The organism is Rhizobium sp. 01L410 (assembly GCF_056400165.1).
Map to the genome: position 1 here is coordinate 303,267 of NZ_JBFTST010000001.1, position 20,670 is coordinate 323,936.

At 61.4% G+C, this 20,670-nt stretch carries 19 protein-coding genes; 12 read left to right on the forward strand and 7 right to left on the reverse strand.

The window, feature by feature from the left end; translation table 11 throughout:
* The first annotated feature begins 4 nt into the window (after positions 1–4).
* Both AC1DV9_RS01400 and AC1DV9_RS01405 read left to right on the forward strand, forming a co-directional pair.
* Positions 5–1,177: an MFS transporter gene (locus tag AC1DV9_RS01400; RefSeq protein WP_477945738.1), complete on the forward strand. Its 1,173-nt coding sequence runs from the start codon at positions 5–7 to the stop codon at positions 1,175–1,177.
* Positions 1,178–1,354: 177 nt separating this feature from the next.
* Positions 1,355–3,445 carry a putative bifunctional diguanylate cyclase/phosphodiesterase gene (locus tag AC1DV9_RS01405; protein WP_477945740.1) on the forward strand — a complete coding sequence of 697 codons (2,091 nt, stop codon included), beginning with the start codon at positions 1,355–1,357 and terminating at the stop codon, positions 3,443–3,445.
* Positions 3,446–3,456: 11 nt separating this feature from the next.
* Here AC1DV9_RS01405 and AC1DV9_RS01410 read toward each other — a convergent pair whose 3' ends face one another.
* Both AC1DV9_RS01410 and AC1DV9_RS01415 read right to left on the reverse strand, forming a co-directional pair.
* Positions 3,457–4,245 carry a phosphodiester glycosidase family protein gene (locus tag AC1DV9_RS01410; protein ID WP_477945742.1) on the reverse strand — a complete coding sequence of 263 codons (789 nt, stop codon included), beginning with the start codon at positions 4,243–4,245 and terminating at the stop codon, positions 3,457–3,459.
* A gap of 273 nt (positions 4,246–4,518) precedes the next feature.
* Entirely contained in the window at positions 4,519–5,442 is a 924-nt protein-coding gene (locus AC1DV9_RS01415) for an MYG1 family protein (RefSeq protein WP_477945744.1), read from the reverse strand.
* Positions 5,443–5,589: 147 nt separating this feature from the next.
* On the opposite strand from AC1DV9_RS01415, the gene AC1DV9_RS01420 reads away from it, so the two are divergent.
* A complete protein-coding gene (locus AC1DV9_RS01420) occupies positions 5,590–5,940 on the forward strand; it encodes a hypothetical protein (protein ID WP_112388558.1) in 351 nt (116 codons plus the stop codon).
* 11 nt (positions 5,941–5,951) lie between these two features.
* Here AC1DV9_RS01420 and hydA read toward each other — a convergent pair whose 3' ends face one another.
* The 5 genes from hydA to AC1DV9_RS01445 all read right to left on the reverse strand — a co-directional run bounded on the left by hydA (position 5,952) and on the right by AC1DV9_RS01445 (position 10,921).
* Complete coding sequence (gene hydA / locus AC1DV9_RS01425; RefSeq protein ID WP_477945745.1) at positions 5,952–7,346, reverse strand: dihydropyrimidinase; 1,395 nt, start codon at positions 7,344–7,346, stop codon at positions 5,952–5,954.
* On the reverse strand, positions 7,347–8,618 hold the full coding sequence (locus AC1DV9_RS01430; protein WP_477945747.1) for a cysteine desulfurase-like protein: 1,272 nt from the start codon (positions 8,616–8,618) through the stop codon (positions 7,347–7,349).
* A 28-nt stretch (positions 8,619–8,646) separates the two neighbouring features.
* Positions 8,647–9,384, reverse strand: a complete 738-nt coding sequence (locus tag AC1DV9_RS01435) for an amino acid ABC transporter ATP-binding protein (RefSeq protein ID WP_477945749.1) — start codon at positions 9,382–9,384, stop codon at positions 8,647–8,649.
* Positions 9,381–10,055, reverse strand: a complete 675-nt coding sequence (locus AC1DV9_RS01440; protein WP_112388562.1) for an amino acid ABC transporter permease — start codon at positions 10,053–10,055, stop codon at positions 9,381–9,383. The genes AC1DV9_RS01435 and AC1DV9_RS01440 overlap by 4 nt, the downstream gene beginning before the upstream one ends.
* A 71-nt stretch (positions 10,056–10,126) precedes the next feature.
* A complete protein-coding gene (locus tag AC1DV9_RS01445) occupies positions 10,127–10,921 on the reverse strand; it encodes a transporter substrate-binding domain-containing protein (protein ID WP_477945751.1) in 795 nt (264 codons plus the stop codon).
* A gap of 163 nt (positions 10,922–11,084) precedes the next feature.
* Here AC1DV9_RS01445 and AC1DV9_RS01450 point away from each other — a divergent pair, with 163 nt between their 5' ends.
* The 9 genes from AC1DV9_RS01450 (at position 11,085) to AC1DV9_RS01490 (ending at position 20,670) form a co-directional block, all read left to right on the forward strand.
* Entirely contained in the window at positions 11,085–11,774 is a 690-nt protein-coding gene (locus AC1DV9_RS01450; RefSeq protein WP_477945753.1) for a FadR/GntR family transcriptional regulator, read from the forward strand.
* Positions 11,775–11,872: 98 nt separating this feature from the next.
* Positions 11,873–13,543, forward strand: a complete 1,671-nt coding sequence (locus AC1DV9_RS01455) for an amidohydrolase (protein ID WP_477945755.1) — start codon at positions 11,873–11,875, stop codon at positions 13,541–13,543.
* Positions 13,544–13,651: 108 nt separating this feature from the next.
* Positions 13,652–14,761 carry an ABC transporter ATP-binding protein gene (locus AC1DV9_RS01460; protein WP_477946348.1) on the forward strand — a complete coding sequence of 370 codons (1,110 nt, stop codon included), beginning with the start codon at positions 13,652–13,654 and terminating at the stop codon, positions 14,759–14,761.
* 1 nt (position 14,762) lies between these two features.
* Complete coding sequence (locus tag AC1DV9_RS01465) at positions 14,763–15,683, forward strand: ABC transporter permease (protein ID WP_477945757.1); 921 nt, start codon at positions 14,763–14,765, stop codon at positions 15,681–15,683.
* The gene (locus AC1DV9_RS01470) at positions 15,676–16,473 is read left to right on the forward strand and encodes an ABC transporter permease (RefSeq protein WP_477945758.1); all 798 of its coding nucleotides are present in this window, start codon (positions 15,676–15,678) and stop codon (positions 16,471–16,473) included. The genes AC1DV9_RS01465 and AC1DV9_RS01470 overlap by 8 nt, the downstream gene beginning before the upstream one ends.
* 23 nt (positions 16,474–16,496) lie before the next feature.
* Positions 16,497–17,531 carry an ABC transporter substrate-binding protein gene (locus AC1DV9_RS01475; protein ID WP_112388569.1) on the forward strand — a complete coding sequence of 345 codons (1,035 nt, stop codon included), beginning with the start codon at positions 16,497–16,499 and terminating at the stop codon, positions 17,529–17,531.
* Between the two features lie 72 nt (positions 17,532–17,603).
* On the forward strand, positions 17,604–18,635 hold the full coding sequence (locus tag AC1DV9_RS01480) for a histone deacetylase family protein (protein WP_477945760.1): 1,032 nt from the start codon (positions 17,604–17,606) through the stop codon (positions 18,633–18,635).
* A gap of 2 nt (positions 18,636–18,637) precedes the next feature.
* Positions 18,638–19,525, forward strand: a complete 888-nt coding sequence (aguB, locus tag AC1DV9_RS01485; protein ID WP_477945762.1) for an N-carbamoylputrescine amidase — start codon at positions 18,638–18,640, stop codon at positions 19,523–19,525.
* The gene (locus AC1DV9_RS01490; protein ID WP_477945764.1) at positions 19,522–20,670 is read left to right on the forward strand and encodes a serine hydrolase domain-containing protein; all 1,149 of its coding nucleotides are present in this window, start codon (positions 19,522–19,524) and stop codon (positions 20,668–20,670) included. Before aguB ends, AC1DV9_RS01490 begins: the two co-directional genes overlap by 4 nt.

The following is a 20,670-nucleotide window of genomic DNA, read 5'->3' on the forward strand; positions in this document are numbered from 1 at the left end:
AAAGATGCGCATAGAGCCGCAACAGCGCATTTACATATGCTTCTTTCTATTTGCGGTATCGATGGGCGCGCTGCTGTCGCGGCTTCCCGATCTCCAGGTTTCGCTCGGGATCAACAAATCCGAGCTTGGGCTGACACTGATCGGCGCAGCCGTCGGCGCGCTGATCTCGCTGACCTTCTCGTCGCCGCTGATCATGAAGCTCGGCGCCCGGAATACGGCCTTCGCCACCGTTCTCGGAACCTCACTGATGATCGCGCTCGTTCCCTGGCTCGGCTACGCGCCGCTGGTGTTCTGCGTGCTGTTTTGCGAGGGGCTGCTCGCCGGTGCGCTTGAGATCAACCTGAATGTCGAGATCGACCGTATCGAGGCGCAGCTCGGCCGCGGCGTGATGAATCGCGCTCATGGCTTCTGGAGCCTCGGCTTTTTCGTCACGGCGCTGGCATCGTCATTCATCCGGCAGGCGGGCATCTCAATCCAACTGCATCTGGCCGTAACCTTCGCCATCGTCGTGGTAGCCGGAACGATCGCCATCAGGGGAATGCAGAATGCCTCCGCCCCCGCGCCCTCTCAGACGGAAGGCGCCCATATGGCGTTGCCGACATTGGGGATGCTGCCGCTTTGCGTCATCGGCGTCGGCGCCTTCCTCGTCGAAGGTGCCGGAATCGACTGGTCGGCGATCTATATGCGCGACGTCTTTGCGGTCGAGCCTTTCGTCGGCGGAATGGGTCTCACGCTCTTTGCATTCTTCATGGCGCTGGTCCGGCTTTTCGCCGACCGCTTCGTCGACCGTTATGGCTCGCGGATCGTGGCGCTGGTCTCGCTTGCTCTTGCGGCGATCGGCATCGCCTGCGTCTGGCTGGCGCCGGTCCCGGAGATCGCGCTTGCCGGTTTTGCCATGATGGGCGCAGGATGCAGCGCAGTCTATCCGCTGGCGGTTTCCGCCGCCGCGCAGCGTGATGACCGCAGTGCGCATGTCAACGTGGCCGCCCTCGCCCAGATGTCTTTCGTCGTCTTCTTCCTGGCACCGCCGCTGCTTGGCTTCGTCGCAGAACATGCGGGTATCCGCATGTCCTATCTCGTCTGCCTGCCGATCATCCTTGCGGCTCTCTTCTCCACCCGGGCGCTTGCCCCGAAACGCATCGCCGTGGACGTGGAAAAGCAAAGGGCGGCGGAATAGGACAGGCTTTTAGACGCCGCTTTATCCCCATATTAACCTGACGTCTCGACCACCGGCGGCAATCGCAAACAGGCTTTGCACGCGGCGCATTCATGCGCGCGAAAAAGCCCGTTTTTCCTTCATGGTTGCATAAGAGGTTGCAGATATTGTTCCCGCAAAATGAGCGAGAACACGGCAATGACAGAGCAAGCGGCCCCCTCTCCGGCAGAGATCGTCATCCCCTCCGATGATGCACGCGACCTTCAAAAAATGATCGATCTCCTGCGCGTCCAGCATGCCAATCTCGCCGAACGCTACGAGTGGCTGGAGGCGATGATCAATCATGTGCCCGATTTCATCTACGCGAAGGATCTGCAGGGCCGCTTTCTGTTCGCCAACCGGGCGGTAGTCGCCAACAACGGCTTCGCCAAGGTCGACGACCTGATCGGCCTGACGGATGGCGAAATCCATCTCGAAGCTGATGCGCATGGCATCGACGAAACGGAACAGCGGGTCATGGAAACCGGCCGGCCCGATCTCGGCGTCGAGGAGCCTCGTTTGAAAGGCGAAGGCTGGCTGATGATGTCGCGCGTCGCACTGCGCGACCGGACCGGAGCGGTGATTGGCGTCGTCGGCGCCTCGCGCGACATTACCGCGCGCAAGCGTGCAGAAGAGCTGATGGCAGCGCAGACGAAACTGCTCCACGATGTCGCCCGCGGCGTCGAACTCAACTCGCTTCTGAAGGATGCCGGGCAAATCCTCGAACGGCTTCTGCCGGGCCGCGCCACCGGCTTCGACCTGGACGGCACGGCGCAAAGCCATGTTGAAGCGCCGCGGAAGGACTTTCCGATCAACTGCCGCGACGGCAGCCGGCAAGGCGCGCTTGCCGTGTCGCTGCAGCCGGGCGAGATCGATGCCGGGCTTGCCGAGTTCCTGACGGGCGTGGCGCAGACCATCGGCATCGCGATCGACCGGAACCGCGACATCGCCCGGATTGCCTATCTGGCCGAACACGACGCCCTGACCGGCCTTCCCAACCGGACGCTGCTCGACCGCAAACTTAGTACGCTATTGGCTGGCAAGACCCGCGCGGTGGCGGTTGCCTTTCTCGACCTCGATCATTTCAAGCTCGTCAATGACAGCCTCGGCCATGCCGCCGGCGACGAGCTTCTCAAGGTCGTGGCTTCGCGCATCCTCAGTGAAATCGGCGAAAGCGGCATCGTCTCGCGGATCGGCGGCGATGAGTTCATCATCGTGCTTGAGGCCGGGATCGACGACGCGCTGAACCGTCTGCAGGCAATCTCGGCGCATATCGCCCGCCCCTGCAGTATCGACGGCGTCGACATGCAGGTGACCTGCAGCGTCGGCGTCGCCTCCTCGCAGGCCCATGGTTCGATCGCCGGAGAACTGATCGCCAATGCCGACATGGCGCTCTATCGCGTCAAGGCAGCCGGCCGCAACGGCATACAGATGTTTACCCCGTCGATGGCCGAGGAAGCCCGCCACAAGCTGCTGCGGATCGAGGAGCTGCGCCGGGCGCTGGCACAGGACGAATTCGTGCTGCATTTCCAACCGCAGAAGGACATCGCAACCGGAAGAATTTCGGGCGTCGAGGCTTTGGTCCGATGGCAGCATCCACAGGCGGGCCTGCTTGCCCCGGCGGAGTTCATCCCGCTTGCTGAAGAAACCGGGCTCATCGTCGAACTCGGCGAAGTGGTGCTCGGCAAAGCCTGCAGGCAGATGCGCGCCTGGCTCGACCAGGGCATTCCGGCCATTCGCGTTGCGGTGAATGTCTCGGCGCGGCAGTTCCGCGAGCCGTCGCTCTGCGACAAGGTTTCGGCCGCTCTCTCGACTGCGGGGCTCGACCCCGCGCTGCTCGAACTTGAGGTCACCGAGAGCCTGATCATGGAGGATGTCGAAGGTGCGATATCGCGCATGCTGGAGCTGAAGGCGCTCGGCGTCAGTCTTTCCATCGACGATTTCGGCACCGGCTATTCCAGCCTCAGCACGCTGAAGCTATTCCCGTTGTCCCGGCTGAAAATCGACCGGTCTTTCATCGCCGATATTCCCGGCCAATCGGGCGACATGGCGATCACTGCGGCGATCGTCGCGCTCGGGCAGACGCTCGATCTGGAAGTGATTGCCGAGGGCGTCGAGACCGAAGAGCAGGCGCGCTTCCTGGCGGAGACGGGCTGCGAGATGTTCCAGGGTTACCTTTTCGCCAAGCCGCTACCGGCAGCCGACATCGCCAGCATGCTGCAAGCCAACAGCCTCTCTGCATCAGCATAAGGGACGTGGCATCATTCACCGCTCTGCACGAGGCCCACGATCGGGCCAAACCCGCCGTGCCAGGAGAAGTCGTTCATCCCGAGAGCCGTTTGATAGATGCCGGTGCCATGACCGCCGTCGAGGAACAATGCGTTCGGGCACCCCAACTCGTCGCGGAACAGACGGGCGAAATCGTGGAAATTGACGTCGCCGTCACTGATGGCGAAGCGAACGATCCCGCTGCTGCAGACACCCACCCCGCTCCGGCGCGTCCGGTCCGTCGATCCAGGGATCAATGCGGGATGCAGCTTGTCTTCGATGACCAGCATCGGTCCGGATTGCGTCGCGAATGCGGCCTTGGGGCGACGTTTCAGGAATTCGCCGGTCGTCAGGATCTCTGCGCCTTTATCGCCAAGCAGGAAGACACCATTGGGTTTCTTGTAGAAATTCGGCACCTTGCCCGGAGGGCCCTTGATCTCGGTGGTGTCGGCCGGGTGGAGTTCCGCGCCGTTCTCGATGTAAAGGCCGATCGGCGTGAAATCGTCGCGGTACATGCCGGCATTCATGGCGAAGACAAGGACCTGCCCGTCCTTCTTCAGCGCATCCGCCAGATTCGAGAATGTGCGAAACGGCTGCCCGTCGGCGCCCTTCCAGAAAAGCCTGAGGTCATCTTTTCCCGGCGTGACAGAGCAGACGATATAGCCTGAATTTTCAAAGACCTTCCGCTCGCAAACTTGTGCAGGCGCAGGCTGCGCAGCGGCACTTCCCGCGGCAGAAACCAATGCGGCCCAGAGCAATGCGGCCAAACGATCGACTTTCAAAGCAGCTCCGTGACGTCAGAGAGGAGGGTTAGACCTCCATAGCACACCGTTCCACGATCACCGCATTCAGCAAGAGAATATACCTCGTCTGACCGCTCGATTGGGCTGAAAGCATTTTCAATAATTGCGCGATCGGGCGATTATGGTGTTGCCGATGAACATGAAGGCCAGTCCTCCCGGTCTTTCGTCGGCGGTTCCCCTCTGGAGGTTTTTTGAACTCTCCAAATTTGGGCCATCGGTTGATGGCCCATTTTTTTGGCCACGGCTTGGATGTTACTCCGCTGCAACCGCTGCAACAGCGATCCGCGCCAATTCCAGCGCCGCTTCGCGGGTTGCTGCAGCGGCGATGAAACGGCCTTTGTGGCAGAAGCTTGCGCCCGCCACACCGGAAGCGCGTTCCAGATCGGCGCCGCTCAGGCCCGCCCATTCCAGCGGCAGATCGGCCCGCAGTTCAAATCCTTCATCGCCTCGGCGAATGCCCGTAACGCACCAGTCGTTGTCGCGCGGATGGACGACGAACAGCAGATGCTCGGCCTTCGCCTTCACGATCGCCGGGCGGAACGGCATGCCCATCGGCAGCTCCAGCACCTTGTTATCACCGGCCGCAACGATCGCATCGAGAACCATGGTCTCTGCTCGCAGCTTGGCATCCTGCACGGCGATGCCAGCCTCGACGAAGCGACGGGCGATCGCCAGCGCCGAATGGAACGCCTGATCAGTGGCATCGGCCCCCTTCGCGTCGAACGGCGGCTTCAGCGTTTCCAGCAGTGCCGGAAGCGTCAGCCCGGCCAACTCTCCGGCAACGGACGGGTCGAGCGCGCCGTTATCGACCAGATCCACAGGCAGCACGAACTTCTTGTCGAAGGCCGCATGCACCCGCGCGACGTGCGCCTCCGGCACACCGGCCGCCGCCAGATAATCGGCGCCGTAGTGCTTCCAGATCAGTCCGAAGGAGCTGTAGGGCCGACCGTCTTCACGCACCGGCGCGCCGCGCTGGTGATGGTCGAAGATGGTGTTTTCGGGTTCGTAGAGTCCACCGACGTCATAGATGATGCGGCCCGCAGCCGGCGCTATCCATTCGGCATCCCGCGTCCGGATCACCTTGGCAGCGGGAAATAGCTGCGTTAGCACCACGCTGGACAGCAGCTCATCGGCATGGAAGCCGCCGGAATGGGTCACCAGAAATTCAATTTTCACTTCAAGGTCTTTCTAGACGGGGAGATCGCGATCGAGCGAATAGCCGCGATCGATGAATATCTCAAGACGCAAGCGCCGTTGCGTAGGGGACTATGGCTTTGTGGGCCGCGCTTTCCTACATATTCATCAGCAGCAGGGAGCGGAAACGTGGTCGACAAGATTTCCAGGGTTTCAGCGACGGCAGCGACCGCGGCAACACAGATCCAGCACAGTACTTCCGTCGCGGAGCCCGATGTCGCCTGGGCCGCCGATCGCCAGGCGGCAATCGACGAGGCGCTGCATCGCCGCCATGGATCCGGCGGCCACCGGCCCTCGCCCGCCGAAGAGACGGAAGAGGATGGCGGCAACGCCAGCCGCCACCTGGATCTTCACGCGACAGAGCAAAGCGCCACAGGTGATGAGTCCGATGAGGAACGTCTTTCCGGCGAGAGCGAGCGCATAGGCACCGGCAATCTGGATGAGGATGTGCCCTTCGGCGATCACGCGGGCTATATCTAGCACAGCGCTGGTCAGACCAGCGATTTGCGCCTGAGATAATTGCCCTGGCCCATTTTACCCGTTGTTGCAGCGCCATCGACGATGGTCTTTCCGCGCAGCAGAACGCGCACCGGCCAGCCGGTGACATCAAGCCCCTCATAGGGCGTGTAGTCGGCGCCGTGATGCAGGATGTCGTTGGTGATCGTCATCGTTTTCCGGGGATCCCAGAGCGCGATATCGGCGTCAGAACCAATGGCGATCGTCCCCTTTTGCGGATACAGCCCATATTGCTTGGCGTGATTGGTCGATGACAGCGCGACGAAGCGGTTGATGTCGATCCTGTTCTTGCTGACACCTTCGGAAAACAGGATCGGAAGCCGCGTCTCGACGCCGGGTATCCCGTTCGGGATCCAGCGGAAATTCCGCTTTCCCTTCTCGTTCAGCTTGCCGCTGTCGTCATCATAGCGGAATGGGCAGTGGTCGGAGGAGAACAGCTCGAACGTGCCGTTCTGCAGGCCCTCCCAGCAGGCGATCTGGCTCTCCTTGTCCCTTGGGGGTGGCGAGCAGACGAATTTAGCCCCCTCAAGTTCGGCGGCATCGAGATCGTCGGCTGTCAGCAGCAGGTATTGCGGGCAGGTTTCGCCCGCCACCTTGCTGCCGCGCTTGCGGGCGCGCTCGATCTCTTCCATCGCCTGACGGTTCGAAACGTGGACGATGACGACGGGCGTATCGGTTATTTCGGCAAGCGACAGCGCCCGATGCGTCGCCTCCCGCTCGGCCGCGACCGGCCTGCTCAGCGCATGGAATTTCGGCGCGAGCTCGCCGTTCTCCTCGTGCCTGCCGATCAGGTAGCGGATCGCGTCTTCGTTTTCGCAGTGGACCATGACGATCGCGCCCGAACGCCGGGCGCTGTCGAGCGTATCGAGAATCTGGTCGTCGCGCAGGCGAAGGTTCTCGTAGGTCATGAAGACCTTGATCGACGTGTAGCCGTCCTCGACCAGCGCCGGCAGCTCCTGGCCAAGCACATAGGAGGTCGGGTCGGTGACCACCAGATGGAAGGACACGTCGACATAGCACTCGCCGTCGGCCTTTGCATGGTAGTCCTTCAGGGATTCGCGCAGCGTCGTTCCCTTCTCCTGCATGCAGAAGGTCAGCACGGTCGTGTTGCCGCCAAAGGCTGCCGACAGCGTGCCGCTGGCGAAATCGTCGGCCATGACGATACCGTCGCCGGACGGCTGGGCGAGATGGACATGGCTGTCGATGCCGCCGGGCATGACATAGAGGCCAGTGGCATCGATGATCTCGCCGGCATCACCAAGATCGTCAGCCAGCGCCGCAATCTTGCCATTGCGGATGCCGACATCGCTTCGAAACGTATCGCTGGCTGTGACGACGGTGCCGTTCTTGATGATCGTGTCGAACTGCATCTAGGCGGCACCCCTGTTTTGAAGCGCACCGTTGCTGCCGAGTATCTCGTCGAGCGCGGCGGTCAGGCGATCGACTTCCTCGATCGTGTTGTAATGGACCATCGAGACACGAACGGCGCCGTTATATTGCGGCAGGCCGACATGATCGCCCAACCGGCGCGCATGGAAATCGCCGAAGCGGATGGCGATCTTGTAGGCGTCCATCGCCTTGCAGATATCCTCGGAATTCTGCCCCTCGAAGACGAAGCTGATCGTCGGAATACGGCGGCCGTTGCGGTTCGCCGTCTCGCCGATGATGCGGCAATCATTGCGGCTGCGCAGATAGGAAAGCAGCCGTTCGGTCAGGGCATTTTCCTGGACGGTGATCGCCTCGAACGCCGCAAGGATCAACTCGCGCGGCGAACCTGATCCGCCCGACCTGGTGCCGAGTTCGCAGAGGTAATCGACGATCCCGGTCACCGAATAGGCAAGTTCATAGTTCGGATTGCCGGGCTCGAGCTTTCCCGGAACCTTATCGCGGCCATAGAAGAAATGATAAAGCGGGTCGAGTTCCAGAAGATGATCGTATTTCCCGTACATCATCGCGTAATGCGGGCCGTAGGTCTTGTAGAAGCTGAAGACGTAGTAATCGACATCCATGGCCTGAACATCGACGGCACGGTGCGGCGCATAGGCGACGGCATCGACACAGATGCGTGCGCCATGCGCATGCACGACATCAGCGATCTCGGCGATCGGATTGATAGCGCCCAGAATATTCGACACATGGGTGACGCAGACGAGCTTGGTCTTCTCCGTCAGAAGCGGCTTCAGCTCGGCGATATCGAGTTCATAGGTCGTCTTGTCCAGCGGCCAGAACTTGATGACTATGCCCATGTCCCGCAGACCGTCCCAGGGGCCGATATTGGATTCGTGATCCGAGATCGTCACGATGATCTCGTCGCCAGCCGAAAGCTGGCTGCGCATGGCACGGGCGAGGTTCTGCAGCAGCACGGTCGTCGAGCTGCCGAAGATGATCTCTTCCGGCCGCGCGGCATTGACGAGATGCGTCGCCGCAATGCGGCTGTCCATCAGCGCCCTGGCCGCCTGTTGCGAGACATCATAGCTGCCGCCGATCTGCACGTTCTTATCATAAAGGAACGTGGTGATCCGATCGACCGCGCGCGTCAGGATCTGCGAGCCGCCGGCATTGTCGAAAAACACCCAGCCGTGATGCAGTCCCGGGAATTGGCTCCGGACGAAATCGATGTCGAGTTGGCGTTGCGTTTCCATGGGGTCCTCCGGAACCTTGTCTTTCTTGTCAGTGATTGAGAACGGCGCGCAGGAAGCTCCTGGTGCGTTCTTCCTGCGGGTTGTCGAAAATCTCGGCCGGCGTTCCGGCTTCGACGATGCGGCCGCTGTCCATGAAGATGACGCGGTCGGCGACCTGGCGGGCAAAGCCCATCTCATGGGTGACGACGATCATCGTCACGCCGGTGCCGGCGAGCTTGCGCATGACATCCAGAACTTCGCCGACCATCTCCGGATCGAGCGCCGATGTCGGCTCGTCGAAGAGCAGCACGCGCGGTTCCATGGCCAATGCCCGGGCGATCGCCACGCGCTGCTGCTGGCCGCCGGATAGCTGCTCGGGATATTTTTCTGCCTGCTCGGTAATCCCGACGCGGGCCAGCAATTCCTTCGCCTTGCGGGCAGCCTCGTTCTGCGGCGTGCCGCGCACCCGCATCGGCGCGATCATGATGTTCTTCAGCACGCTCAGATGCGGAAACAGATTGAACGACTGGAACACCATGCCGACTTCGGCCCGCACCTGCGCGAGGTTCCGTCCCCGCTCGACCTTGATGCCATCGACCTCGATACGGCTTTCGCCGGCAAAACTCTCGAGGTGATTGATGCAGCGGATCAGCGTGGATTTGCCGGAACCGGACGGGCCGATGACGCAAACCACTTCGCCCTCGGCGATCGCCAGATCGATGCCGTGCAGCACCTGGAAGTCGCCATAGGACTTGTTGAGATTCTGGATGCTGACGATGGTTTTCATCTGCGCCTCCCCGCACTGAAACGTTTTTCGAGACGGGCAACGATCACGACCATCGGCCACAGGAAGGCGACGTAGATGATGGCAGCGCCGATCAGCGGTGACGGGTTGGCGGTCAGCGCCTGGGCCTGCGTTGCCTGCTTGAGAAGATCGGGCATCGCCACGACGGAGGCGAGCGCCGTATCCTTCATGACGTTGATGCAATTGTTGGTGAGCGGCGGAATGACGATCTTGATCGCCTGCGGCAGGATGATCTCCGCCATCATGTGCCGGTAGGAGAGACCAAGCGCTTCCGAAGCCTCGAACTGCCCGCGCGGAATGGCCTCGATCCCGGCGCGAAAAATCTCGGCCGTATAGGCGGTCGAGACCAGCGTCAGTGCGCTGACAGCCGAAAGGAACGGCGAAAGCCGGATGCCGACGAACGGCAGGGCATAGTAGATGACGATCAAGAGAACGAGCAGCGGGATCGAGCGGAAGATGTCGATATAGATCTTGGCGATCGCCTGCACCACCGGATGGCCGTAGAGCCGCAGCAGCGCAAGGACGAGGCCGCCGATCAGGCCGCCAACGATGCTGACGACGCCGAGTTCAAGCGTGATCCAGAGGCCTGACAGCAGAAGCGGAAACGATCGCTCCAGCACCGCCAGATTAAAGAAGGTCGTGAATATATCCATTGAGGCACCGGTCAGTCGTTACGGGGCGGATGACGGGCGAACCCGCCATCCGTAACCTGGACCATCCGGTCTTATTTTGCGGCAGGCATGTCGGCGACCTTGACGGTCGAGGTCGTGTCCTCGGCCTTGGCGCCGAACCAGGTCTCATGCAGCTTGGCGATGAAGCCTTCGCCCTTCAGCGTGGTGATCACGTCGTTGACCTGCTTGGCAAGCGGATCGCCCTTGTTGAACATGATCGAGTATTTTTCGCCGGTCGGAATGCGCTCGACGACTTTGATTTCCGGCTTGTCCTTGACGTAATACTGCAGCGCCGGGATATCGCTGATATAGCCGTCGATGCGGCCGGCGGCCAGATCGAGCATGGCAGGCTGCAGGCCCTCGAAGCGGCGGATTTCGCCGAGACCGTATTTGGCCGTGTTGTTGGTGGCCCACATGTCGCCGGTCGAGCCGGTATCGACGCCGACGATCTTGCCGCTCATGCCCTTCAGGTCCTTGATGCCACTTGCGGCCATCACGGTCAGCGACTGGTCGCTGTCATAATAGGGCTGGGCGAAGCTCACGGATTCCAGGCGCTTTTCGGTGATGGTGATCGACGAGACGGCCATGTTGATACGGCCGGACTGCACGGCCGAAAACAGCCCGTTGAACGGGATATTGACGAATTCGACTGACTTGTTGAGGCGCTTTGCGACCTCGGTGACGAGATCGACCTCGAAACCGACGGTCTTGCCGGTCTCGTCCTGGAACTCCCACGGGACGTTGCCGATATTGGCGCCGACGGCGAGATCGGCTGCATGGGCCGCCATTCCGGCGAATGCCAGAACGCCGGAGAGCAAAGCTGTCTTCAGAATTGAAAAACGACGCATTTAGGTTCCCCTTGTTTTATGGTGCGCATTTTTGCTATTGGTCTAACCGGTCTGACCAGTCAGGCCAAATCAAGCATGGTCTCTTGTAATTTGCAAGCGACTGATGGATTTAAATGTTACGGGCAATGTAAGCGCCGAACAGGCGCGCCAAGAGAATGGAAGAATGCTGAACAGGACCTTGGTACCGCAATCCGCAGCGCGACTGATACAGGACATGATCCAGAGCGGCGAGCTTGCCGCCGGCCAGAAGATTCCGTCTCAACGCGACTTTTCAACGAAACTCGGCATCTCCAGGGCTTCGCTGCGTGAGGCCCTGCTGACCCTGGAGACGCTGGGCCTCATCAAGACCGAGGCCGGGCGTGGCACCTTCGTCGCCGAGCGCGGCAGCGCCGCAAATACCGGCATGGCGCCATGGCGCTACTCCGACAGCTACTCGGTGTTCGACGTCTTCCAGACGCGCATCATGCTCGAAGGCAATATTGCAGGTCTGGCCGCCGGCCGGCTGACGGGGAACCAGCTGCAGGCAATGGAAGCCGCGACCAAGCAGATGGAGGTTTGCTGGGCGAAGCAGGATCTTCTCGCCAATGTCGAGGCCGATCTCGAATTCCACGGAATCATCGCATCGGCCTGCAGCAACACGATGATGCGGGCGCTCTATCAGGTCGTGCGCGAACAGCTGACCGAGACCCAGCGCCAGCCGATCCCGATCACTGAACCCGCCCGCATGAAAGCCTCGATTTCAGAACACCGCCGCATCATCGCCGCCCTTCGCGACAGCGATGCGGCCCGCGCCCGGCAGGAGATGGAAAACCACGTGCTGAACACCGCGCGCTGCGCGGGGCTCAATCCCTGACATCATCCGTGACGCGATCGGATCGCGTCTTAGCGATTGAATTTGCTGCCCATACCGGCTTACGTTGCGCGCATCGAAGCGCAACCGGTGAGCATCAGATGACAGAGACGGCCGATATCATCATCAGCAACGGACGGGTTTTGACTTTGGACCCGGACGCTCCGCGGGCCGAGGCAGTGGCTCTCTCTGGTGGCAAGGTCATCGCCGCCGGATCGAACGCCGACATCGAGCGCCTGCGCGGCCCGCACACCCGCGTGATCGACGCGAAGAACGGCTCCGTGCTGCCGGGCTTTTCCGAAAATCACATGCATCTCTTTTCGGGGGCTGCGGAACTGGACCATCTGCAGCTGACCGGCGTGAAGGGCCTTGCCGCCCTGACCGAGGCGGTTCGCACCTATGCTGCCAGCCGCAAGGCGCAGAAAGTGCTGTTCGGACAGGGGACCGACTATGAGATCCTCGGCCATGGTGAGGGGCTGACGCGCCGGCATCTCGATGAGATTCTGCCCGATCAGCCACTCGTCGTCTTCGCCCCGGATCATCACACCGCATGGGCCAACACCAGCGCGCTCGAGCTGGTCGGCATCCTGCACGGTGCAAACCTCGGCCCCGGCAACGAGGTGGTGATGGGCGCAGACGGGCTGGCAACCGGCGAGCTCAGGGAAATGGAAGCCTTTAGCCCGTTGCAGGCTGCCGGGGGCTTCGATCGCTATCGTCTCGGCCTTTCGACCGGCGGCGAACCCGATCCCTATCCCGATACAGCGCAGTGGGCGCAGGACATCGCCGTCATGCGCCGCGGCCTCGCCTATTGCGCCAGCCACGGCATCACCACCGTCCAGAACATGGACGGAAACCTCTACCAGCTGCAATTGCTTCAAGCCATCGAACAGGAAGATGGCCACCTGCCCTGCCGCGTGCAGATCCCCTTCCATTTCAAGAACTTCATGCAGCTCGAGATGCTGGAAAAAGCCTCCAGCCTTGCCGCCACGTTCAATAGCGACTGGCTGTCGTCGGGCATCGTCAAGCTCTTCTATGACGGCGTGATCGAGAGCGGCACGGCTGTCATGGTCGAGCCCTATGCCGACAAGCCGGGCGATCGCGGCGAAGGCCTGTTCACGCCCGAGAGCTTTCGCGCAGTCGCCGTCGAGGCAGACCGGCGCGGGCTGCAGATCGCGGTGCATGCAATCGGCGACGGCGCCGTGCGCGCCGTGCTCGACGGATATGAAGCGGCGCAGCGGGAGAACGGCGCCCGCGACAGCCGCCACCGCATCGAGCATATCGAAGTGGTCCACCCTGACGATATCGCCCGCTTTGCCGAACTCGGCGTCATCGCGTCGATGCAGCCACCGCATCCGCCGGGTTGCGCCGGTCTACCGCTGGAGCCGACGATCTCGCGCATCGGCCGCGATCGCTGGCCGGTCAGCTATGCTTGGCGCACGCTGAAGAATGCCGGCGCACATATCTGCTTTGCTTCGGACTGGCCGGTCTCGTCAATCGATCCGCTCGTCGGCCTCAAGGCGGCGGTGACCCGCAAACGCTGGAGCGAAGACGATCCCGACCAGTCCTTCTCGCTGATCGAGTCGCTTTCGGCCTATTGCGTTGAGGGTGCGTTTGCCGAGTTCAAGGAAGACAGGAAAGGCATGCTGAAGCGCGGCTATGTCGCCGACGTCGTCATCCTCGACCGCGATATCGAAACCGTCGATCCCCAGCATCTGGACAGTGTCAGGCCAGTGACGACGATCTGCGGCGGACATATAAGTTTTTCCGTATGATAAATATTTTCCACTTCGGAAAGAGAAAGCGGTTGTCAACGCGCGGGCCGTGTGATCACCTTAACAAAAGCCTAAAAGGCGGGGAACAGCAGCTTTGCAACGGTGAGTGTGCCGCATATGGCGGAATTGAACGCGATTGAAATTCGCAGTGTTTCCAAGGTATTCGGGTTTGGCGAGTTCGCCTTTTCCGCAGTCGACAACGCATCGGTTTCCATCCGGCAGAACGAATTCTTCACGCTTCTCGGTCCCTCGGGTTGCGGAAAGACGACGCTGCTGCGGCTGATCGCCGGCTTCGAATTTCCAACCTCCGGCGAGATCATGCTGAACGGCGAAGACATCGCCGCGATGCCGCCCTTCAAGCGGCCGATCAACACGGTGTTCCAGAGCTACGCCCTCTTTCCGCACATGACTGTCGCCGAGAATATCGGCTTTGGCCTGACCATGCTCGGCAGACCCAAGCAGGAGATCAAGGACCGCGTGTCGGCGATGCTGAAACTGGTGCGCATGGAAGCCCTGGCCGGCCGGCGGACGAGCCAGATATCCGGCGGCCAGCAGCAGCGTGTGGCGCTGGCACGCGCATTGGCGCCACAGCCGAAGGTGCTCCTGCTCGACGAGCCGCTTTCTGCACTCGATTACAAGCTGCGCAAGGACATGCAGATCGAGCTCAAGCGCCTGCAATCGGAAACCGGCATCACCTTCATCTTCGTCACCCATGACCAGGAAGAGGCTCTGACCATGTCTGACCGCATCGCCGTGATGTCGGCGGGCAAGATCTTGCAGGTCGGCGGCCCGCGCGAGATCTACGACGCGCCTGCCGACCGTTTCGTCGCCGACTTTATCGGCGAGACCAATTTCCTGAAGGGGCGGATCCGCTCGGTCACCGCTGGAATAGCCGAGGTCGAGACGCCAGCGGCTGGACGCATCTCGGCAACGATGCCGAAGGATTTCGACGCCGACGGCGATGTGACGCTGGTGCTCAGACCCGAGCACGCCGTGCTCTGCGCCCCTGCCGAACGCCCGGACTGCCAGATGACGGGCACGCTGGAAAACGTCGTCTATTTCGGAACCGACACGCATTACCACGTGCGGCTCTCGGACCACGAGACCGTGTTCACCCTGCGCGAGCAGAACAAACCCTTGCAAGGCACCAGGTTTGCCGAGGGTGACAGGGTGGGCATTGCGATCGAGCCCAACGCAGCCAGGATCTTGAGGAACTGATATGGCAGACGCGGTTGGAACGATCGAAGCGGAAAAGAGCCGGGACATCCGGAAACGCTGGCTTCTCTCGCTCCCAGCCCTGCTGATCATCCTGATCGCCGCCACCGGCCCGCTTCTCATCGTCGTCGTCTATTCCTTCCTGACACCCGGCCCTTACGGCGATGTCGTCTGGACGCCGTCCATCGATGGCTGGATCAATGTGGCGCTGCAGAAGGATATCTTCGACGACACGCTGTCGCTTGCCGATGCGCATATCTCGATCTTTCTGCGCTCTACCGTGCTGTCGCTCGTCACCACCGTCCTGACGCTGCTCGTCGGCTTTCCGACGGCCTATTTCATTGCCACACGGCCGCAGTCGACACGTGAACTCTGGCTGCTGCTGATCACCATTCCCTTCTGGACCAATCTTCTGATCCGCACCTTCGCCATCCTCGAAATCATTCGAAACGACGGCCTGATCAACGGCTTGCTGCTGAAATTCGACCTGATCGCCAAGCCGATCCAGATGCTGTTCACGGATGGGGCCATCCTGACCGGCATGGTCTATGTCTACCTGCCGCTGATGGTTTTGCCGCTGTACGTCAGCATGGAAAAGCTGGACTTCCGGCTGGTCGAAGCCGGCTACGATCTCTATGCGACGCCTTTCAAGGTTCTTCGCCGCATCATCATTCCTCTCGTCAAGCCCGGCATCATCGCCGGCTCGATCCTCGTCTTCATTCCGGCGCTCGGCGCCTATGTGACGCCGAGCATCCTCGGCGGCGGCAAGAACCTTATGCTCGGCAATCTCATCGAACTGCAATTCGGGCAGGGCCGGAACTGGCCGCTCGGCTCCGCCCTGTCGATCTCGCTGATGCTGATCGTCATGATCGCCCTGCTGTTTTACGTCCGCAATGCAGGCTCGCAGGAGACCCGGCATGGCTAGCTTTTCCGTCCGCCGCCAGCGTGGCTTCACGACCATCGCGCTGCTTTGCTTCGCCGCGCTCTATCTGCCGATCGCGGTGCTGGTCTTCTATTCGTTCAACGCGGGTGAATCGCTTGCCTCCTTCGACGGCCTGTCGCTTCGCTGGTTTGCGAAAGCCTTCGAGAACCAGCAGGTCATCGATGCCTCGATACGCTCCCTGCAGATAGCCAGCGTTGCCGCAGTCGTCGCGACGATCGCCGCGACCATGGCGGCATTGGCAACGACCCGGACGGAACCCTATCGCGGCCTGACGATAAAATACGCCTTCATCAACCAGCCGCTGATGATTCCGGAAATCGTCACCGCCGTCGCACTCCTTATTTTCTTCGCGCGCATCAAGATCTGGACCGGCTATTCCGGGCTTGGCTACCTGATCGCCGCCCACACCGCCTTCTGCATTCCCTTCGCCTATCTGCCGATCCGCGCCAGGCTGGAGAACATGGATCTGACGCTGGAGAAAGCCGCGGCGGACCTCTACGCGACGCCCTGGAATGCCTTCAGATATGTGACGCTGCCGCTGCTCTGGCCGGCTATCCTCGCCGGTTTCATGCTGGCTTTCGTCATTTCTCTCGACGATGTCGTGATCACCGAATTCGTCAAATCGGCCGGCCAAGATACGCTGCCGACCTACATGCTCGGGCAGATCCGCCGTTCCATCACCCCCGAAATGAACGCGATTTCGACGCTGTTTCTCGGCCTGTCGATCTGCGTCGTCACCGTGTTCTTCATCGTCAATCGAAATCGTGCCTGAACAACAAGAGAGGGAACATAAGCATGAAACGGATGACTGCGACCATTGCCATGACGGCAGCACTTCTTGCGTCCACCGGCCTTGCCCGGGCGGAAGGGGTGCTGAACATCTACAACTGGGGCAACTATACCAGCCCCGAGATGATCAAGAAGTTCGAGGACAAGTACAAGGTCAAGGTGACCATCACCGATTACGATTCCAACGATACGGCGCTGGCCAAGGTTCGCCAGGGCGGCTCCGGTTTCGACATGGTCGTGCCGTCGCAGAACTACATCCCGATCTGGATCTCCGAAGGCCTCCTGCTGGAAACCGACCCTGGCAAGATGGAAAACTTCAAGAACGTCGCCAAGGAATGGGCCAATCCCGATTTCGACCCCGGCCGCAAATACACCGTGCCGTGGGCGATGGGAATCGTCGGTACGGTGGTCAATACCGATGTCTACAAGGGTGACATCAACACCTGGGGTATCATCTTCGACACGCCGGATGAGCTGAAGGGTAAGGTCAATGTCGTCCCTGAAATGACCGACGTCATCGATGCGGCCGTCCTCTATAACGGCGGCAAGAAATGCACCGGTGACCTGACGATCCTCAAGAAGGTGCGCGACACGCTGTTGAAGGCGAAGCCCAACTGGGTGGCGATGGAGTACGGCACGATCGAGAAGATGGGCTCCGGCGACTTCGCCGCTTCCAGCGACTGGAACGGCTCGGCATTCCGCCAGCGCCTGAAGAACCCGGCCATCAAGTTCGGCTATCCGAAGGAAGGCTTCGTCAACTGGAGCGATAATCTCTCGGTGCTGAAAGACGCCAAGAATGTCGAGAACGCAAAGCTATTCCAGAACTTCATGATGGACCCTGAAAACGCCGGCATGAACTCGGGCTTCCATCGCTATGCGAACGGCATCGCCGGTTCCGACAAATACATGCCTGCCGACATGAAGGGCGCGCCCGAAATCAACATTCCGGCCGAATTCGCCTCGGTCGGCGTGCCCTCGATGACCTGCCCGCCGGAGGTTCAGGCGCTCTACACCAAGATCTGGACCGAACTCCAGAAGTAGGCCCTCCCATCTCATCGCGCCCCGCCCGAAACGGCGGGGCGCTTTTGACCTTCCCGTTGATGGACGCTTTTCATGAAGACCGTTTTTTCGCCCCGCCATCGCGGGCATGCAGAGCAATTAGAACTTGTCGCAGGCGCGATCGTGCCCGGCTTCGAGCTGACCTCGCGCGCCGAATATGTGGCGGCGCGCATCAAGACCGTCGGACTGGGCGAGATCCTCGAGCCAACCGAACATGACCTCACGACGGCGGCCCGCATCCATCGCCAGGATTATCTGGATTTCCTGCCGACGATCTGGGACCGCTGGACCGCCGAAGGCCGCTCCGGCACGGCCTTGCCGTTCACCTGGCCTACCCGGGGGTTGCGCGGCGACGTCAGACCCGAATTCATCGACGGCCTGCTCGGCTATTATTCCTTCGATGCAGGCTGCGGCATCGTCGAGGGCTCGTGGGATGCGATCAAGTCTTCGCACGACACGGCGCTCTCCGCCGCCGCGATGGTGCAAGGCGGCGCGCGCTCCGCCTTCGCGCTCTGCCGTCCGCCCGGCCACCACGCGGGCGCGGGCTTCATGGGCGGCTATTGCTACATCAACAACGCTGCTGTTGCGGCACAGTCGCTGCGCGACGGCGGCGCAAAGCGAGTCTCGATCCTCGATGTCGACTATCACCATGGCAACGGCACGCAGGAGATCTTCTATTCCCGCGCCGACGTGCAGGTGATCAATCTGCATGCCGACCCGATGCAGGAATATCCCTATTTTCTCGGCCATGCCGACGAGCGGGGTACGGGTGATGGCGAGGGTTTCAACCTCAATTACCCCATGCGTTTCGGAACGGCCTGGGACCGCTGGAGCCAATCGCTCGATGACGCCTGCGCCAAGCTGCTCGCCTACGCGCCTGACGTTGTGGTCGTCTCGCTCGGCGTCGATACGTTCGAAAAAGACCCGATCAGCAAATTCAAGCTGAAAACCGAAGACTTTCCGAAGATCGGCGAGAGAATCGCCGCACTCGGCCTGCCAACGCTGTTCGTCATGGAGGGCGGCTATGCGGTCGCTGAAATCGGCGTCAATGCCGTCAGCGTTCTCACCGGTTTCGAAGGCGCCTGATCATGACAACGGCAGGATCGACCATCACGCTCGGCGTCGTCCAGTTCGCCTGCTCGGATGATATTGCGGAGAATATCGCAACGGCCTCGCGGCTGATCCGGGAGGCGGCCGCCGGCGGCGCAAATATCGTGCTGGTGCAGGAGCTGTTCGAGGGCCTGTATTTTTGCCAGACGCAGGATCCGGTTCACTTCGCCCGCGCCCATCCTGTCGAAGAACACCCGGTTATCGAGCCGATGCGCGCGCTTGCCCGCGACCTCGGCATCGTCCTGCCCGTCTCCTTCTTCGAGCGGAAGAACCAAGCCTTCTACAACAGCATGGCGATGATCGACGATAGCGGCGACATTCTCGGCGTCTATCGCAAGTCGCACATTCCGGATGGTCCGGGCTATAGCGAGAAATTCTACTTCCGCCCAGGCGACACCGGCTTCAAGGTCTGGCACACGCGTTTCGGAACCATCGGCGTCGGTATCTGCTGGGACCAATGGTTTCCCGAGGCCGCCCGCGCCATGGCATTGATGGGCGCCGAGCTCATCCTTTATCCGACAGCAATTGGCTCGGAACCAGCAAATCCCGCTCTCGACACCATGGAGCACTGGCGGATGGTGATGCGCGGGCACGCGGCGGCCAATATGGTTCCGGTTGCGGCAGCCAATCGCATCGGCTCGGAAACAATCGCCGGGCTATCTCAATCCTACTACGGTTCCTCTTTCATCTCGGGACCTGACGGCCAGCTCGCCGCCAGCGCGTCACGAGATGAGGAACAAGTGCTGATCGCCAGCTTCGACCGCTCGGCCCTTGCCGCCAACCGCGCCGCCTGGGGTCTGTTTCGCGATCGGCGCCCGGACCTTTACGGCACACTGGCAACAGCCGACGGAACTCAACGCCCATGACCGAATTTTCCCGCGCCGACGTTTCGCTCTCCAACTGGCGAGCCGCACCCTATAGCCGCTGGTCGTTTCAGAATGTTAGCGAGATCGTCCCATCTGCCGTCATTTCCGCCGGAGGTGGCAAGGCACCACAGGATCGCAAGCCCCTCGGCGCGCTCGCAACGCTCGACGTTGCCGCTTCCGACGGGACACGGATACCGCTCGAAAACTTTCTGACGGCGAGCCAGACCGACGAGCTGCTGGTGATGCGCGACGGGCAGATTGTCGCCGAATGGTCGGCACCGCATTCCGATCCGGCACGCCCGCATATCATATTCTCCGTCTCCAAATCGCTGACCGGGCTGCTCGCCGGGATACTGGCCGGTAAGGGTTTCCTTACGCTCGACAGGCCGATCATCGACTACGTTCCCGAGACCGCAGGGTCCGCTTATGCGGATGCAACGGTGCAGCAGCTGTTCGATATGGAGATCAGCGTTGCCTTCATCGAGGACTATCTCGACACGTCGGGTGGCTTCGAGCGCTACAGGCGCGCCACCGGCTGGAATCCAGACAGGCCCGAGGCCCCTGCTCCCGATCTCAGGAGCTTCATCTGCAGCATCGCGAAAGGCGGGCAGGAGCACGGCGAACATCACGCCTACCGCTCGCCGAACACCGATCTCGCCGGCATTGTTCTGGAGCGGGCGGCCGGCGCGCGTTTCGCATCCTTGATGAGTAACCACATCTGGAAACCGCTGAGCGCCGGTGCCGACGCGATGGTGACGGTTGACCGCATCGGTACGGCACGCGCCGCCGGCGGCATCTCGGCGACGGCGCGCGATCTTGCCCTCGTCGGCGAGGTGATCAGGACGCACGGCGCCGGCCTCGCCGCACCGGAATTCGTGGCGGACCTCTGGTCGCGAAAGCGCCGTGGCGCCTGGGAGAGCGGCGATCAGCGGCAGCTGTTTCCGCAAGGCAGTTACCGGAACTACTGGTACGAGACCGGGCACGGTGAACTCGCAGCGATCGGCATCCACGGCCAGTGGATATGGATCCATCCGGAAACGAAAACCGTCGTCGTCAAGCTGTCATCGCAAACCCTGCCTGTCGATCCGCCGCTCGATCAGGCGATCATCGGCGCGCTGCGCAACATCTGCCGGGCGTCCGCGTAG